The organism is Pseudomonas sp. Irchel s3a12, from assembly GCF_900187485.1.
Taxonomy (GTDB): Bacteria; Pseudomonadota; Gammaproteobacteria; order Pseudomonadales; family Pseudomonadaceae; genus Aquipseudomonas; species Aquipseudomonas neuropathica.
Genome location: NZ_FYDN01000011.1, coordinates 234,801 through 251,038, shown reverse-complemented (window position 1 = coordinate 251,038; position 16,238 = coordinate 234,801). Strand labels below are relative to the sequence as shown.

The 16,238-nt window shown below is 52.1% G+C and carries 14 protein-coding genes; 7 read left to right on the top strand and 7 right to left on the bottom strand.

What is annotated here, in order from left to right:
• Nucleotides 1-83: 83 nt before the first annotated feature.
• The 3 genes from CKW14_RS19915 to CKW14_RS19905 all read right to left on the bottom strand — a co-directional run bounded on the left by CKW14_RS19915 (nucleotide 84) and on the right by CKW14_RS19905 (nucleotide 2,283).
• Complete coding sequence (locus tag CKW14_RS19915; protein ID WP_095125932.1) at nucleotides 84-785, bottom strand: hypothetical protein; 702 nt, start codon at nucleotides 783-785, stop codon at nucleotides 84-86.
• Between the two features lie 133 nt (nucleotides 786-918).
• On the bottom strand, nucleotides 919-1,323 hold the full coding sequence (locus CKW14_RS19910; protein ID WP_095125931.1) for a GNAT family N-acetyltransferase: 405 nt from the start codon (nucleotides 1,321-1,323) through the stop codon (nucleotides 919-921).
• Nucleotides 1,324-1,377: 54 nt separating this feature from the next.
• Nucleotides 1,378-2,283, bottom strand: coding sequence for a LysR family transcriptional regulator (locus CKW14_RS19905; RefSeq protein WP_095125930.1), 906 nt, complete (start codon nucleotides 2,281-2,283; stop codon nucleotides 1,378-1,380).
• A 102-nt stretch (nucleotides 2,284-2,385) separates the two neighbouring features.
• Between CKW14_RS19905 and CKW14_RS19900 the strand changes: the two genes are divergently transcribed.
• Nucleotides 2,386-3,558: an aspartate aminotransferase family protein gene (locus tag CKW14_RS19900; protein ID WP_095125929.1), complete on the top strand. Its 1,173-nt coding sequence runs from the start codon at nucleotides 2,386-2,388 to the stop codon at nucleotides 3,556-3,558.
• 122 nt (nucleotides 3,559-3,680) lie between these two features.
• Here CKW14_RS19900 and CKW14_RS19895 read toward each other — a convergent pair whose 3' ends face one another.
• The 3 genes from CKW14_RS19895 to CKW14_RS19885 form a co-directional block, all read right to left on the bottom strand.
• Nucleotides 3,681-5,600 (bottom strand): alkaline phosphatase D family protein, encoded by a 1,920-nt coding sequence (locus CKW14_RS19895; RefSeq protein WP_095125928.1) that lies wholly within the window; start codon nucleotides 5,598-5,600, stop codon nucleotides 3,681-3,683.
• 71 nt (nucleotides 5,601-5,671) lie between these two features.
• Nucleotides 5,672-6,409, bottom strand: coding sequence for a hypothetical protein (locus tag CKW14_RS19890; protein ID WP_095125927.1), 738 nt, complete (start codon nucleotides 6,407-6,409; stop codon nucleotides 5,672-5,674).
• 115 nt (nucleotides 6,410-6,524) lie between these two features.
• Entirely contained in the window at nucleotides 6,525-6,983 is a 459-nt protein-coding gene (locus CKW14_RS19885) for a hypothetical protein (protein WP_256587258.1), read from the bottom strand.
• A 25-nt stretch (nucleotides 6,984-7,008) separates the two neighbouring features.
• Between CKW14_RS19885 and CKW14_RS19880 the strand changes: the two genes are divergently transcribed.
• Both CKW14_RS19880 and CKW14_RS19875 read left to right on the top strand, forming a co-directional pair.
• A complete protein-coding gene (locus CKW14_RS19880; protein WP_095125926.1) occupies nucleotides 7,009-7,755 on the top strand; it encodes a hypothetical protein in 747 nt (248 codons plus the stop codon).
• A gap of 45 nt (nucleotides 7,756-7,800) precedes the next feature.
• Entirely contained in the window at nucleotides 7,801-8,169 is a 369-nt protein-coding gene (locus CKW14_RS19875) for a PH domain-containing protein (protein WP_034156100.1), read from the top strand.
• Between the two features lie 12 nt (nucleotides 8,170-8,181).
• On the opposite strand, the gene CKW14_RS19870 is transcribed toward CKW14_RS19875, so the two are convergent.
• Entirely contained in the window at nucleotides 8,182-8,511 is a 330-nt protein-coding gene (locus CKW14_RS19870; protein WP_095125925.1) for a hypothetical protein, read from the bottom strand.
• 267 nt (nucleotides 8,512-8,778) lie between these two features.
• Here CKW14_RS19870 and CKW14_RS19865 point away from each other — a divergent pair, with 267 nt between their 5' ends.
• From CKW14_RS19865 to CKW14_RS19845, 4 genes are all read left to right on the top strand, one after another.
• Entirely contained in the window at nucleotides 8,779-9,039 is a 261-nt protein-coding gene (locus tag CKW14_RS19865) for a DUF6429 family protein (RefSeq protein WP_095125924.1), read from the top strand.
• A gap of 1,555 nt (nucleotides 9,040-10,594) precedes the next feature.
• Nucleotides 10,595-13,681 carry an ATP-binding protein gene (locus CKW14_RS19855; protein ID WP_095125922.1) on the top strand — a complete coding sequence of 1,029 codons (3,087 nt, stop codon included), beginning with the start codon at nucleotides 10,595-10,597 and terminating at the stop codon, nucleotides 13,679-13,681.
• Between the two features lie 12 nt (nucleotides 13,682-13,693).
• A complete protein-coding gene (locus tag CKW14_RS19850; RefSeq protein ID WP_095125921.1) occupies nucleotides 13,694-14,158 on the top strand; it encodes a hypothetical protein in 465 nt (154 codons plus the stop codon).
• 702 nt (nucleotides 14,159-14,860) lie between these two features.
• On the top strand, nucleotides 14,861-15,556 hold the full coding sequence (locus CKW14_RS19845; protein WP_095125920.1) for a hypothetical protein: 696 nt from the start codon (nucleotides 14,861-14,863) through the stop codon (nucleotides 15,554-15,556).
• Nucleotides 15,557-16,238 lie beyond the last annotated feature (682 nt).

The window sequence follows — 16,238 nt, the reverse complement described above, 5'->3', positions numbered from 1 at the left end:
CGCCATTCCACTAATCCCCAGCCGAAAACCAAAAAGCCCTGCACTGAATCTCAGTGCAGGGCTTTTTCGTACAGCGCTGCGGATTACTGCGCGGCGATGCTATAGCCATCAAACGCAGTCTGCTGTTGCAATGCGGTGATGATGTTCTTGCGGTTCACTGCCTGCTCTGTACCCGCATTATCAACGAAGACTTCGCTTTCCAGTTCCGCTTCCTCACCTTCACCGACGAAGGTGAAGCCGAGGAACTCCAGCGCTGCACGGTCAACGTTCAGGCGCGAGCGTGGCGTGCGCAGTGGCAAGGTCACGCTGATGCCGTCCTTGCTGATGGTGAAGATTTCGACTTCTTTCTTCTTCGCAGCCTTGCTCTTGCCGCCGCTCGGATTGCTGATCGCCTGATGGGTCTGGTTCAGCACTTTCAGCGCGAGGCCGTAAACGATTTCCTGGAACGCCGGATCATCCTTGAAGCTGGACAGGATGCGGCCGATCGAGAACTTGCTGCTGAGGTCTTCAAGGGCGGCGAGGTCCGCCGCTTCAGCGTCTTTCAGCGCCTTGAGCTGGCCCATCAGCTCGTAGGCCTTGTCGTCATCGAAGCTGTCGTGAGCCTGACGGATCGCCGCGCGCAGCTCGCGGATCTGGTCGCTTTCGCGGGTCGACTGGAACGCGTCCAGGACCATCTCGCTGATGATTTTGGCTTGTGGCAGGTGTTGTGAAAGATTGATGGAGTTTTCGTATTCCGCTTTGGACGATTCGGTGACTACGGATTCAGCGGTGTTGAAATCGGACATTGAAATTTCACTACTTTTTAACTTGAGTGGAGATGAGAAAACCGAGGGCTTTTTCAGGCCGACTAATTTAGGGGAGCGGGGCGGCGTTGTCACGGAGCAACGGTCTGCCGGTCGAGTTTTTTCCCGGCGTGCGCTATTTCAGGCGCGGCCGTTCCATGGCAATCACCGAGGTCTCGAAACCCAGGCTGACGAAGAAAGCCTCAGCGCCCTCGCGCCCGGCACGCAGCACCCACGTGATATCCGGGTTGTCGCCCATGATGTGCTCGACCAGTGCGCGGCCAATCCCTGCACGCCGATGCTGGTCATCGACCACCACCATCGACAGGTAGCCGTTGGACAAGCCATCGGTGATCCCGCGAGCGAAACCGATGATGCGCTCACCCTTGACGGCGACGGCCGTGCGCTGAGAGTGCTCGATCAACCGGGCGAAGTGTTCAGCTGAGCCGGTGCGATGGCCCCAGCCATGCTGCCCGAGAAACTGCCTCACCGATTGCGTTTCGGCGGGCTGCAAATTGCGTACGTTGAGTGTGTTGTTCATCTGCTGTTCGGCTCCTTGTCAGCGATTCTTCCTGGGTGGCTGGTGCAGGTGACGTCAGGACTTCCCCCAGCGCTGCATGACAAACTCTACGAAACGACGAAGTTTCGGCAAGCGATAGCGATCCGGCGCATACAGCAGATGCATCGGTCTGCTGGGTGGCTGGAAATCGGCGATCACTTTCACCAGTCGGCCTTCGCGCAGGTCTTGCTCCACCAGCGCATCCGGCAGCATCACGATGCCCATGCCGGTGCGGGCAGCCTGATGCAGCCCGGCGGAGCTGTTGATCAGCATAGGCCCGCTGACGTCGACCATGATCTCCCCGTCGGGGCCGCTGAGGCGCCAGCGCTTTTCCACCGATTGCCAGTCGTCACCGGCGGGATAGGCGAACGACAGGCAGTCGTGTTGTTGCAAGTCTTCCGGCGTTTTCGGCATGCCGCGCCGGGCGACGTATTGCGGCGACGCGCACGCGGTCAGGGTGTAGTCGATCAAGGGCCGGGCGATCAGGTTGGACTGCTCGAAATTGCCCAGCCGAAACGCGACATCGAGGCCGCTTTCCAGTAGATCGGGACGGGTGTTGGTCAACACCACATCGAGTTTGACCTGTGGATAACGCAGTGAAAATTCACTTAGCGCCGGCGCCAGCCGTTCAACGCCGAACGTCAGCGGCGCGGTGAGGCGCAACATGCCTCGGGGTTGATCGAGGGTCTGCTCGGCGAGGCGTTCGGAATCGGCGACCAATCCCAACACTTCCAGGCATCGCTGGTAATAAACGCTACCAAATTCGGTGAGGCGCTGGCGTCGGGTCGTGCGTTGCAGCAGTTGCACACCCAGCCGTTGCTCTAGCGCGCGCAAATGATTGCCAACCATGGTCGTCGACATATCGCACTGCAACGCGGCCGCCGTCATGCTCCCGGCTTCGACGACTTTGACGTACACGCTCATCGACTGGAACAGGTCCATTATCAAGCTCAGCTTTTAAATGAATGAAGTTTTGCCGAGTTTATCCAGTTTCGGTGGCTAACCATACTGCCAGCACACCGACCTGCACTGGAGTTTGAAGTCATGACCGCCGCCCTGATGAACACCTACCAACCGCTAGCCCTGAGTTTCACCAAAGGCCTGGGCACTCGCCTGTGGGATCAGGCCGGTCGCGAGTATCTGGATGCGGTTGCCGGTGTCGCGGTGACCAACGTCGGCCACTCGCACCCGCGGATCGTTTCAGCGATCAGCGAGCAGGCGGGATTGCTTCTGCACACGTCGAATCTGTACAGCATCGACTGGCAGCAGCAACTGGCCAAACGGCTGACCGAGCTGTCGGGGATGGAGCGGGCGTTCTTCAATAACTCCGGTGCCGAGGCCAATGAAACAGCGCTGAAACTGGCGCGTTTGTACGGCTGGCGCAAAGGCATTGAGCAGCCGCTGGTAGTGGTCATGACCAACGCGTTCCACGGCCGCACACTTGGCACCTTGTCGGCCAGCGATGGCCCGGCGGTGCGCCTGGGTTTCAACGAATTGCCGGGTGATTTCCTCAAAGTGCCGTTCGGTGATCTCGCAGCGCTGGAACAGGTGCAGCAAAAACACGGTGAGCGCATCGTGGCGATTCTGGTTGAGCCGATTCAGGGCGAAAGCGGTGTGCAGCTTGCGCCGCCGGGTTACCTGAAAGCGTTACGCGAGCTGTGCAATCGCCATGCGTGGTTACTGATGCTTGATGAAATCCAGACTGGCATCGGCCGCACTGGCCGCTGGTTTGCGTTCCAACATGAAGGCATCGTCCCGGATGTCATGACTTTGGCAAAGGGACTGGGCAATGGCGTGCCGATCGGCGCGTGCCTGGCGCGGGGCAGGGTGGCGGATCTGTTTACGCCCGGGAGCCATGGCAGCACCTTCGGCGGCAATCCGCTGGCGTGTCGGGTCGGTTGCACGGTGCTGGACATCATCGAAGAACAGGGCCTGCTGGAAAACGCCCGGGTTCAGGGGGAACGGCTCTTAACTCGTTTGAGCGCAGAGCTGGCGGACAATCCCAATGTGCTAGCGATTCGTGGTCAGGGTTTGATGATTGGCATCGAACTGAAACAACCGGTGCGTGATCTGACGCTGATCGCGGCGCGGGATCATGGGCTGTTGATCAACGTCACGCGGGGCAAGACGATACGGTTGCTGCCACCGTTGACGATTGATGAGCGGGAGGTGGAGATGATTGTCAGAGGTGTGGGCCGAGCACTGATCGCGCATTGATGGCTTGTAAGTAGCACTGTGGGAGCGAGCCTGCTCGCGAAGGCGGACTATCGGTCGACATCTCTGCTGGATGATCGACCGCTTTCGCGAGCAGGCTCGCTCCCACATGTTCGGTGTAGACCTTAGTCCGGATAGTCCGCCAGATCCGGCGCCAGCATCCGTGTCTTCGCCTTGCCATTCGAATTGTGCTGAATGATCTCGCGCGGCTGTCCCTGTTCATTGAAAAACACCTGACCGATCCCCGCCGAATTCCATAGGCGTTCACCTGCCTCAGCATGTTCCGGCGTATACGGCACGATGCGCATGCGGCGGCGTTTGGTGAACCAGTTCAGCGGTGAGCGTGGCGAGTAGAGCCAGCGGTTGAGGCGGTCGAACCATTCCAGCAGGCTTTTTGGAAACTCGTTCTTGATCCCGCTGCTGGTGATCTGCCAGATCCGCGGCCCGGCCTTTCTGTGGCGAATAAGTACTTCGTAGACGAAGGAATAATGCACATCGCCGGACAGCACCACGTAGTTACCCGGTGTGCGCGAGTGGCGGAAAATATTCAGGATCACCTGCGCGGCACCGCGGTGGGCCATCCAGTTTTCCGCGTCGACCAGCAGCGGAAAACCGCACCAACTGAACACCTTCTGCACCGTTTCAATCAGCTTCACGCCGAAGATCGGCGCTGGGGACACGATGATCGCTGACGGGTGATCGAGCAGTTCCTGCTGCAGTTCGCTCAGCGCCTCCCAATCGAGCAGACCCGAGGGTTGCTTGAGTGCCATCTCACTGCGCCAGCGTCGGGTACGGGTGTCGATGACCACCAGCGCCGGACTGGTTGGCAATACGAAATGCCAATGCTGAAAACGCAGTAGTTCATCGATCAAATCGTCCTGCACCGGGCTGTCGAGGTATTGATCATCACCGCTGGCGCTAAGGCTCAGGGTTTTCCCCAGCACATCCTTGAACGCATCGGGATTATTGCCCCAGCCCTGACACAACATATAGGCGATCAGCGCATTGCCGATAATGCGTTTGGAGAACGGATGGCCGTAGGCCGTTTCCTCCCATTGCGCGGACAGGTTCCAGTCGTCGGTGATGTCGTGATCGTCGAAAATCATCAGGCTCGGCAGATGCGCGAGCGCGCGGGCGACCTTGTCCAATCCAGCCTTGAACGCGTCGATGCGAGTCTGTTCGAGGGTGTAACGCTTGAGGCGTTCGGGCGTCAGTTCGGGCGCTTGCGGATTGATCAGCGACCAGGCCGTCGGCGACCACACCAGCAGGTACATCGCCATGACTTCGGCGAACGTCACCAAGTGATTGTCAGCACTGCTGCTGGTGAAAATCGGCTTACGCGCACCGCCGAAAAATCGCTCGCGCAATGTCTCGTTGCTCTCCAGCGCTGGTAACAAATCCGCGCGGTGGTAGTAACTGGCCGGGTGTTCATAGAGCTTGGCGCTGTCGCTGACCACGGCGCCTTCGAGGTGTTCGTCGAACAGACCGAGACGTTCGATCAAGGCATGAATCGCTCGCAGCATCGGGCCAGCCACATCGTCGGCGTAGACCTGATCGCCGCTCATCATTAACAGGGCGGGACGTTGTTGCGGATCGGTTTCCGTCGCCAGCAATTGGTCGACGCAAAGCAAACCATCCGTCGCCGGGTGATGCGGCTTGCGGCAAGAGCCGTGCAGCAGTTGATCGATCCGCGAGCGCAGGACGAAGTTCGGACTGGTTGCATCGCCGTACAGCAGATGCGCCGCCCAGTCGGCGATGCCCTCTGCATTGTCGATCAGCAGGTCATAGTCGATACGCGTATCGCACGGCAGGGCGTTGTCGAGAGCAACATCGATGAGATGGACAAACGCCTCGCGGCCTACGGGAATGACCGTGCATTTCCCGGCGTCGAGAGGAATGTCTCCTACACCTTGCAGGCGCAACGTCAGCGCCAGTGGCCGCGTACCGACCAGCCACATGACCACGCGCGTTGGCTCCAGCCGTCGCAGCAGCGGGCCGGCCAGGACAGGAGGCAGCGGGATCAGGTCAGCGGGTGTCGAAGACATCGAGGGCAAAGCTCAAGGCGCACAGGCCGGCGATGATAGCGCAGGCGGCGCCTTGAACCCTTAAATAAGCCTTAAGAGTCGGCTTTTTGCACTTTCAGCGCCAACAAACGCCATTGCGCAGGCAGCGCGTCAACTCGCGGCTGCTCTTGCACGGAGCAATCGAAACGGTAAGTGACATCGTCGCCGTTCATGTTGCGCGCGGTGACGGTGTTGTTGAAGGTGTAGACCTGATCCTTGAAGCGGTGGCTGACCAGCGCCTTGCTGTCAGCAAACCGCGCCGAAGCGGGGAAGCGCAACGTGCTGGTCACAAACGGGCTGCACATGACATACGCAATCATCGACTTGTCGGCTTGGGCGTCGCCGCGCAATTTCTTGTTCAGCGCTGCCAGGGCCATGCGCCCGTCATAGTCGCTTTGATCCAGCACGGTCTGTAACCCGATAGATTTCGGCGCCCGGCTGGCGTAGTTCGGCAACAATGCGGAGTCGGCGGGAGAGGGCTTGTCATCCGGCTCGATGGCAGCAAAAGCCGGCGCATCCTTCAGTTCGGCAGCGGGTGTGACTGCCTCGGCTTCAGGCAATAGAGAGGTCGGCTCGATGACTTGCGTGTTTTCAGCCTGCGCCGGTTCGTAGTCATGCGACGAAGGAAACAACGACAACGTGATCGACAGCACGACCATCGCGACAATGAAACCACCCGCTGCGCCGACGATGTTGCCGTAGAAAATATTCCAGCTGCCACGGTTCTTGACCACCCAGCGCCACATGAACCCCCAAACCGCGACAATCGCCAGAAAACGCAGAAACTCCATTTGATCCTTTCCTTAAACCTTCCAAACCTGAAATCAACGCACGCCCAAGGTGAACGCTGACGATGGGCGGCAAGATAACAAAACAGACGTGTAATGCCAGTGACGATAGCGGCGCTCAGTGAAAATTAAGCGCGAAAAACGCCAGCGTCGTCACACCTGCAGCCAAGCCACAGATCGCGGCGAACAGTTGGCGAGCCAGCGGATGCTCGGGCTGAGGCCGCCTGACCAGCCACATCCAGACGCCCGCAAGCACGCCGAACGTTGTCATCACTTGCAGCACGCTACTGGCCAGATTCTCGGGTGAGGGAGGCACGTGCGCCGGGAAAAGGCCTGAACAGACCACCGAAAAAATCATCGCTACGATAAAGCCGCTGGCGGCACCCGCCAGGTTGGCGAGGATCAGGTTCCAGGCACCACGGGTCTGCACGACCCAAGCCCAAACGGCTGCCCAGACGAAAAAGTACAACACGGCCATCAAGGTGTTTCTCCCTCTGAAAATCGATTCCATCGAGGCGCTGGCGACCTCGTTACTGGCAGTGGACGGCAAGATAGCAAAATAGTAGCGTCGCGCCACTGCCCATCTCCGTAACGGACTACCCATGCCAGTCAGTACCCATTGCTTGCGCCTGCTCTGCGCAATCACACTCGCCGCTACAATGGCCCCAGCACTCGCCGCCGTGCAAGAACACCCGGAAAACAGCTGGAAGTATTACGCCGGCAACTGCCAGCGCGTGCAGGAAAAAATGGCCGACGTGCAGAGCGGTCGCACCACGGCCTACGACGTGATGTTTGCATTGGAAAGCAACCTGCGAACCATGAATGAACACCGCTCGAACCTGACGCCCAATCACCTAGGCTCCCGAGAATTTGCACAATGCGAAAACGTAGCGGGCCAGGCTGAAGCGATGATCGCCCAAGGCAAAGCCGAGTTCGCCGCAAAAATGCAAGGTGCTGCCGAGGAAGGCCGCATCGCCCACCAGAACTCCCCCGCCTACCAACGCGCCCGCTCCCTCGGCTACAGCGATGTCGGTGATATATCTTTCCTGAAACTGCACGAAGACACCGACGGCGAAGCACGCCTGAAAACCATGCTGATCACCGTCGACGAAATCTGCGGCCAATACTTCCGCGCCACGCAATACGTGAAGCCGTATGTCATCTATACGGTTCGGCCTTCTGACGGCGGCTGTGGCGAAGTTAAACGTGTCGCTGTGGTTGGCGGCCGATCAGTGGAGAAGGGCGATTACATTGATGAGAGGGGCGAGTTTCAGTATCTGGGCTGGAAAAAACTTGTCGGCGCCGACGGGTTCCCAACCGATATCCGCGTGCTGAAGGCCCGTCGTTGAACCAAAGAAATACCGGGATGTTTTCTTGAAGATGAGGATGGACAGATGATCGACTTCAACAACAAAGGCTTCTTCAAACTAAAGCAGAACGATGAATACGCCGAACGCGTAAGCGCGCTGTTGCTCGACGGCGAGGAAGTGATCGACTCTTACAAGGCCATGCGTGACGGCGTGGTGTTTACCAACAAACGCATCATCGCAGTCAACGTTCAGGGCATTACCGGCAGCAAGAAGGATTTCACTTCCTTGCCGTACAAGAACATCGTCGCGTACTCGGTGGAAACCTCGGGCACGTTCGATCTGGATTCGGAGCTGGAGATTTACTTCTCGTCACTGGGGAAGGTGAAGTTCGAATTCACCGGGAAGACGTCGATGGTGGAGATTTCCAAGTACATCTCGAAGCATCTGCTGTAACGGCTCAGCCCTTCACAAGATGTCTTTCAAATAGCCCTTGAGCGCAAGGAGCGGCTGATCCAGCTGCTCCAGCGAACGCGCCTCGCTGAACTCGGCTGACAACTTGTGCAACTCACGCCCCAGCGGTTTCTCGACACCGCCCAAGGCATTCATCGCCAAGCCCAGGCATTCATTCATCTTGAACTGAATAGTCTCGACATCCCCGCGCCGCACCAATAGCTCGAAAATGTCTTTCTGGTAATCACCCATGACCATGTCGTCCCGCAGAATCGGGCTCAGGCCTTCTTCCTCGTAAGCAAGTTTGAGGGAGAAAAGGGCGACTGTTTCCAGTGACGTTTCCATGGGGTGCCTTTAGCGACGTCCGTCAGTGTGAGAGTTGATGACTGGAGGCAGCCACCGTTAGGTGCAAGATGCGCTGGGCTGCCTTCAGAGTGGCGGGATTATACGGAGCGGGATCAACAAGTGCAGCCCAAAGGCGAGGCCGGGCACACTGAAGCCGATCAATAACCTTCACGGGATTGAGCGGCATTTCCATCGGATGCCGGCGAGTATTATGGTGAGCCTTCACACACTCGACGTTAACTGTTGGATACGAATGGAGTGACGACCATGGAATACGACGACAAACTGATGGAAGACGCCGTGCTTGCCTTGTTGGCAGCACTCAGTTCCGACGACGGCAATGCCTGGAAAGGGTTCGACTTCGAGATCATGAACCGATTGCATGAGCAGGGTTTCATCAGTAACCCGGTGAACAGGAACAAGTCGGTCTGGTTGACGGAGGAGGGGCTGGAGCGGGGGCGGGCGATAGCGGCGCGGTTGTTTGGGGGGAGTGCTCAGGCTGAGCCTAAAACCGACTCCGACACCTGAGTCCGCGCAATGTCACGTGCGACCCGCGCAGTGGTGAGCTTTCAGCATTGCGCGTCCACTTTTCGGGAGACGAAAAAAAAGGCCTTGCTAAGCAAGACCTTTCTTAATTTTGGTGTCCGAGGGAGACTGTAGTCTTCCATGTAATCCGTGGCCTACAGCCAGATTTCACGGTTCGGGATACACGTAGGGATACAGCTTGCTTGGCCCTATGATCGCACAATCTCAGATACAGGCTAAAAATCCCCTATCGGTAGTCGAGAATCTAGCTGGTGTGGCAAGGATTGCAGCAATAGTAACAACCATTAATCCTTAGGGTGGGGTTAGCCGCTCGAGCGGCGCTTACAGCACCAGCGCACGATGTATGACTTCCCAGCGATGCCTGATTGGCAGGCAACGGCATGAACTGACAGCCAGTCGTCGTGTTGTGCACTTCGTAGTCGCCATTAGCTTGAACGTTTCTATTCACGATAAATGATGGCATTTGCTAGTCCTCGCTTCCGTGTGTCGGATCGGTAATGACTCAAGAGTTCTAACCATGTGTGCCGTACTGGCGGAAATCGCGATGGCTAGCAGTGATGGAGGTTAGCTGCAGCATGGCGGAAAGCAATCAGTCGCCAGAAAGCCGCCGGGGACCCTGGGACTATCTAAAGGACACGGGGTCGGAAACCCGCGGGGCTTCGTTAGTGGGAGAACTCAAGAGTTACTGAAATTTCAGTCATTGAAATTGAAAGAAACACATCGAAAAACAGCCACCATTACCGTTTCGGTAATGGTCACCTCAGATAGGTCATTCCATAGGGCAAATGCACAGGTGAACCGGCAGTTCACCGGGTTCACCTGTTCACTAAGCTGGGAGTTCTCCCGCTAACAAGGTACTGCGGGTTTCCGACCCCGTGTCTAAAGGAAAACCTCAGGGGCCCCAGGCACACGGAGGGATACACACCTGACGTTCGCTGGTGGGCTTGATGCTTTCGGGGTGCGGGGGATACATCCCTCCAAATGTGGTGTAACTCGTGTAACTCGTGTAACGAGTATTCGTAAGTTGTTGTATTTATTTAGTATTTAGTAAGTTACACCGACTTCGTACACCAGTCGTGAGGCGTGTAACTCTGCTATCCGGTGTAACGCTTCTGATGCATGAGAAATGAATGAGCGAGTTCATGCCAATGATGCAGAAGGACAAGTGCTCCCGCTCCCGGCCTGCCCAATAGATGCGGTTAGCGGTCTTTAATCATCAGGCCTCCAGCTGTGCGAGCGATTAGTCAGCATTAGCAACAGGCCGCTTTCGGCCAGAAGCGGACTTTCAGGAACGACTGCTTCCGACCATTAGTTACCGCCCTGTGAGACTCCCGATCGCCTGAAAGGTAGGCTTTCGCTCACGGAGTTTCGCCGAATGGACGCTCAAAAACTGTCGCACAATTAGAGACCCGATTAGCTAACTCTGGTTTTTTTCAATATCTGATTGCCGAGTCATGCAGCGGAAGGTTAATGTTGGCTGCTGAACAGATATCTGAAAGCGGCAGCTTTAATAATATAGATTACAAGGAAAGTACAATTGTATAACCTAACAAATATAGAGAGACTGGCCTCTAAAGCAGTCGACTTAAAAGCTTTTCCTCTAAATCTGACAGAAGTCAGAGATAATGTGCGATTGCTATTGTCAGAGTTGCAACGATACGGATTTTATAACGAATATACGACCCATAGCTTTGATCATGTCTATGCTATGTTGGAAATGGCTGATTGGATCATACCTAAATCAACAAAGGAGTTGCTGACCCCTGGCGACTATCTGTTTCTTACACTTTCGATATACTTTCACGACCTTGGGTTATTGATTAGCACTAATGAATACAAGGGGCGAAAACAAAACCCTGATTATCAACGCTATTTGACTCAGCAGTTTATAACGAACGTCGACTACCTCGAATATCAAGACAAGTTAAGCAAGCTAACTGAGGATGAGCGAGAAAGGATCCTTTACCAAGAGTTTGTAAGGGCGACGCATGGCGCTCGTGTTCGAGCGTGGATCGAGGGATCCTCGCTTGATGACAATGAACTTTCTGCAAGCATAAGATCAGCTATTCAATCTCTTATTGGGAAACTAGACTCATCAGCTAGGCAAGGTCTTGCGATGCTTTGCGAAAGCCATACTATTGATGATATTTCAGACACTTCTAAATACAAAGTTTCAATGCCTTACGGGGACTCCAAAGAGGAAACGGTAAATCTACAATATATCGCTATTATTCTTCGAACAGTCGACCTTCTTCAAGTAACTAGAGGTCGCGCACCTTCGATACTTTATCAGCTGATCAGCCCTAAGGATCCGATTAGTCAAATTGAATGGCAGAAGCAAAATGCTGTCAGAAATATTAGGGCCGCCCCAGGTCGAGATAGAGAGGGTAAGGCTTCAGATATAGCTCAATCTGACACGATACAGTTTTTTGCAAGGTTCGAAAAATCGGATGGATTTTTCGGCCTCACCAGTTATTTGGCATATGTAAGATCACAGCTTTCAGCTTGTCATGAAGCTTTAAAAAAATCCGAGTTCGAGCTACCTAATCCTCCTACTTTTCCCTGGAAGTTTATCGATGATGACGGTGTCGAAGCAGTTGGTTTTTTAACCCAGTCTTTTGGTTTTGAGCTCGATCAGCATAAGATTCTCGATTTGCTTACCGGCCATACTCTTTACAATGATACTGACGTTGTAATCAGGGAGCTGACACAAAACGCGCTCGATGCAGTTCGCCTTCAATATTCAACGCCGCAGCCGAGTAGCACCGGTGGAAGAATAGATATTTCTTGGGATGATGCTACAAAAACTTTAGAGGTAAGAGACAACGGAACTGGCATGTCTCAGGTCGTTATCGAGGATCATTTACTTAAGGTTGGATCTTCACGTTATCAAGATCCGAAATTTAAAGAAAGTTACCCGGAATTTTCATCAATCAGTCGATTCGGGATTGGTGTTTTATCCGCATTTATGGTTGCTGATAATGTTGAGATTACAACTTGCAGTCTAGAGGATGATCATGCTAGACAAATCTCGCTCAGGTCGGTTCACGGAAAATACTTGATTAAGCTTCTGGATAAAATTACTCAGAAAGATGAGATTGGAGTATTCCCTCACGGATCGAGAGTGAGATTGAAACTACGTTCTACTGCAAAAATAGGGGACGTGCTACAGGTGGCACGAATGTGGTTACTTTTTCCTCGATGTGATGTTTACGTAAAAATCGATTCAGATGACGCAGTCAAAATTGGATACGACTCGCCGAAGCAAGCTCTCGAATACTTTATTGATGAGTCAAAATATTTTTCGATATCAAGAGAAATTCATGAGGTTAGAGAAGTCACTGACGACGGTGTAACTCTAGCTTTTGTCGTAGAACGTGATGAGCTTTTTAAAGACTGGAGCTTTAGCGCTGCACCTGAGCGCCACTATTCAAGCTATGACGACTTGAGACCTATCATAGCGACCTGTGTAGAGGGGGTAGGTGTCGAGTTCACTTCTCCAGGTTTTAAAAATAATAAAATTTTGTCGGTGGCCAATATTGTTGGTAAGGGGGCTCCTAAAACTAACGTTGCGCGCTCGGCCCTAGAAGACACAAGCGAGTACAGAGAAACGCTTAAGAAAATATATAAACTTTATTCAAAGCATGTTATTAGTGAGGTTGACAGGTTATCACAGAGCTTAGAATATTCTTTATCCCGAGCTGTAGAGCAAGCACCATTTATAGCATACCCCCTGACAAAAATTGCGGAAAATGCATCGCAGCCACACGTTTTAAAAGATGAGTTAGCAAGAATTCCTTACATACTTATGGAAGAAGATGGAGAACGCAAGAATATCTCCATGCGAGAACTAAAAGAACAAAATTATTTCTGGACCATAAATTCTCCGCTGCTTAGTTCAGTTGAGTTGTTTGTACGAGAGGCGCAAAAGAACGTTAGTGCCTTTTCAGTTCTTTCAAACCTACAGGAGGGTGGCGTTGAATTGCCGAAAGGCGCTATATTCTGCAACTTCGGCGGTGACACTTATATTGAAGAAACAGTGAGGGAGGTGTTTGAGCCTGTGGTATTCGAGGCTAATGAAAATGCTCGCCGACTATCTATAAAATGGGAGAAAATTCAGTCTAAGCCGAGGTGGATGTCAAATTATGATATTATTCAAGATGTCGGTTCGATCGATCGAACTTTGAGAAGAGCGTTCCAGCAACTTCAAGAAAATCATCGCCACAGAGGCTCGAGAGATCCGGCTTATATACATCTAGCGGTTTCTGATAATGTTGTGGTGCATAATCTAGATGGGTTTAGTGAGTTCATAGCCGATCGGAAGTTGTTTCTTCATCCATCAGACCCGTTGTCAAAATACATTAGAGAGATATGGGAGTCTGCTAGCCCGAACAATAAAATTAGCGTATTTTCCATTTTGACTGTCTATAGTCTTCTACGTGGCTATTATATTCCGAGAGACGAGTTTACGGGAGATTGGATTGAAAGGCTTTTATCAACCAGCAACCTAGAATCGCTCAGCGAGTATATTGATCGTCCTTCCTTTGTTGAGGTGATTCGGAAGAGAGAAGTCAAAATATTCAATCCGTTTGCTTGGAAGAGACGTGTAACAGAAGAAGAATAAGGAGGGCGTATAATGTATAATCAGGAAGTCTTTAAGTTAGAGAAGTACAAGTATATTCTGGCTAGGAAGCAATCGTTAAACGAGGCTACGTTCAAAATCACCGCAATTTACCAAGTTGCAATCGCAGCGCTAGGTCTAGCTCAGTATAATGTAATTGCAATGTTGAAAGCTGATACTATTACATTTGAGGTTGCCTCACTATCTAGCCTCTGCTTAATTCTAATGCTTACAATATTGACCATTTTGATTGTGGCGTTGCTGATTGGCGGAATATTGGCATGGTTAAAATACCGGCGCGACGAGAGCGAAATTGAGCAGGAAGTGTTCGGAAAGCCACGCTCACCTGTCAAGCTCACAAGTATTTTTACTTGGTATGAAACTTATATAGCAATCACAGTGGCTCTGGTTTTTTCATTGTGGCTATGGACTTACTTTGAGAGGCTGATACCGTTACTTTGCTTGTTTGCGGAAAAATAATAAACACAACAGCTGATGGTGGTCTCACCATCAGCTGTAAATCATTAGCCGGCCTCAAAAGGTTCAGCCCCTTCTACTAATAATTAGAAACCTCCTAAATCTAAAAATAGCACATTTGCAATATTTTTTTGCGATTGGTGCTTCCATGGTGACGCCCTCTCTTCTACCTTTTCACTAAGGCTACCCCAGCTCCTAGCATGTCGGCTTTGGGCCGTTTAGCAGCCTCTGGTCGCTAGCGTCTTAAAAACGCAGAGCCAAAATTGAAGTTGGCACTTCTATGCCAAATCTGAAATTTATCGGCTGGTTTGCAAGCCTGGATTTTGCGTAGAAACGCGATTTGCGGTTCTACTTTGGACACCAATCGCGCTGAAAAACGTTTTTTCATACTCAGGGCCCGAAATCGGTCAGCCTCAAAGGGCTGCTTTTGGTCAACAGGGGACATATGGTACTAGACGGCTCGGAAAGCGGGCCTTCCTCCTTTGTGTCCCTAGCTCGCGGGTTCTTTTACCAAAAGTTACTTTGCGTCAGTCGCTTTAGATAAATCTGTACACGGTAGGCTTGAATACACCAAGTTTGTTATCACGCGCTTGGCCCTCACTGCAAGTGACTACCTTGAGCTGGGTGAAATTGATATGCTAGACAACAGGAACTAAAATTAATATTTAGCATCCGCTTATATGAAAAATCAAGGATTTACTAATCATGGAAAAAATTAATCTTGAAGCGATTGATCCAAAAGTCGAACCAATTGATGAGAAGCTACACCGCATTGGAAGAGCTGCCGTAGGAGCAATACCCGTTGTGGGAAGTCCGTTGTTGGAAATTTTCAATTCTTTACTTGAGGCTCCTTTAAATAAGCGTCGCACAGAAACAATGCTTGCGATTGGAGCAGCTCTAAACGACCTCATAGAGCAAGGACTTGTAACGGAAGCAGGACTACAGGAAAATGAAGCGTTTGTAAGTACGGTTGCAGAAGTGTGCAATATCTCACTAAGGAACCATCAGGCAGAAAAGCTTGAAGCATTGCGGAATGCCGTAATAAATTCTGCGTTACCTACATGCCCAAGTGATGATTATCGACAGATATTCCTTAATTTCGTAGACGTGTGCACAGTTTCTCACATTAGACTGCTAAAGCTTTTCGAAGATCCTGAGCGGTGGTTTACTGAGAACAATCGTGTTAAGCCATACCAAACCACAGTATCGCTATCTCAGATTATTGCAAGCGCTATGCCCGAACTAATTGCAAATCATGAAATTCTCGACAGCATATGGAGTGATCTTTACCAAAAGGGGTTGGTCGAAGTAAAGCAGCTTGAAATGATTCTAAGTGCGGATAGTTGCCTGTCAAAACAAAATACGAAATTCGGAAGCAAGCTCGTGGCTTTTTTGAGTTGACTGCTTAGAGAGTGAGATTATCCTGTGAAGCAAATTTTTTATGCTGGCAATGATCGTCAACCGTGCGCAGCAGAATATGCAATAGTCGTTGATAATTCCGGCTCTATTCAACGCGCTCACATTGTCGTGGTTCAGTCGTCACAAAAAGGTATATGGACTAGCTTATACAATACCGACGAAGGACGAAATAATGTATTGAATAGGATTTTAGTGCAGGATCTTTTAGGGGTTAGAATAGAGTTTTTGACGTTTAATATCATTTTAGATCTATCCACTAGAATGGAAGGGTTTCGCCTTCCAATTAGGCTAAATTGGGCTGACTATATGAGCAAGGGTAATCCTTACAGGTCTAATTTTTCTCTAGTATCTGGCTTTAAACGTTTCTTTCTTCAATTATTTCGCAGAGAAAATAGAGAGGTGTCAATCTGGAGCGGTCATGTAGTTGGCGGTTGCGCAGAGTTCTACACCGATCTAATGGACCCAGACAGGTACCCACTGGACATTCACGAGGCTAGTAAACTTCTAGAACAAACCGGATACAGTCGCCCTAAACGTCGTTCCTAGCTAAAAGCCAGTGGGTATACCGATATGACAGTGGAGCGGGACGCTAGGGGGATTAGAAATAATGGAACAGCCGTAGTCGACTCCGTCGACCGATATTGGCCGAAAGCCGACGGTCGCG

What these genes read in the sequence shown, in the direction of transcription:
- CKW14_RS19870 (WP_095125925.1), bottom strand. Translation starts at nt 8,511, where the DNA reads ATGGAAACGTCACTGGAAACAGTCGCCCTTTTCTCCCTCAAACTTGCT.
- CKW14_RS19910 (WP_095125931.1), bottom strand. Translation starts at nt 1,323, where the DNA reads ATGAACAACACACTCAACGTACGCAATTTGCAGCCCGCCGAAACGCAA.
- CKW14_RS19845 (WP_095125920.1), top strand. Translation starts at nt 14,861, where the DNA reads ATGGAAAAAATTAATCTTGAAGCGATTGATCCAAAAGTCGAACCAATT.
- CKW14_RS19915 (WP_095125932.1), bottom strand. Translation starts at nt 785, where the DNA reads ATGTCCGATTTCAACACCGCTGAATCCGTAGTCACCGAATCGTCCAAA.
- CKW14_RS19900 (WP_095125929.1), top strand. Translation starts at nt 2,386, where the DNA reads ATGACCGCCGCCCTGATGAACACCTACCAACCGCTAGCCCTGAGTTTC.
- CKW14_RS19865 (WP_095125924.1), top strand. Translation starts at nt 8,779, where the DNA reads ATGGAATACGACGACAAACTGATGGAAGACGCCGTGCTTGCCTTGTTG.
- CKW14_RS19875 (WP_034156100.1), top strand. Translation starts at nt 7,801, where the DNA reads ATGATCGACTTCAACAACAAAGGCTTCTTCAAACTAAAGCAGAACGAT.
- CKW14_RS19895 (WP_095125928.1), bottom strand. Translation starts at nt 5,600, where the DNA reads ATGTCTTCGACACCCGCTGACCTGATCCCGCTGCCTCCTGTCCTGGCC.
- CKW14_RS19880 (WP_095125926.1), top strand. Translation starts at nt 7,009, where the DNA reads ATGCCAGTCAGTACCCATTGCTTGCGCCTGCTCTGCGCAATCACACTC.
- CKW14_RS19905 (WP_095125930.1), bottom strand. Translation starts at nt 2,283, where the DNA reads ATGGACCTGTTCCAGTCGATGAGCGTGTACGTCAAAGTCGTCGAAGCC.
- CKW14_RS19850 (WP_095125921.1), top strand. Translation starts at nt 13,694, where the DNA reads ATGTATAATCAGGAAGTCTTTAAGTTAGAGAAGTACAAGTATATTCTG.
- CKW14_RS19890 (WP_095125927.1), bottom strand. Translation starts at nt 6,409, where the DNA reads ATGGAGTTTCTGCGTTTTCTGGCGATTGTCGCGGTTTGGGGGTTCATG.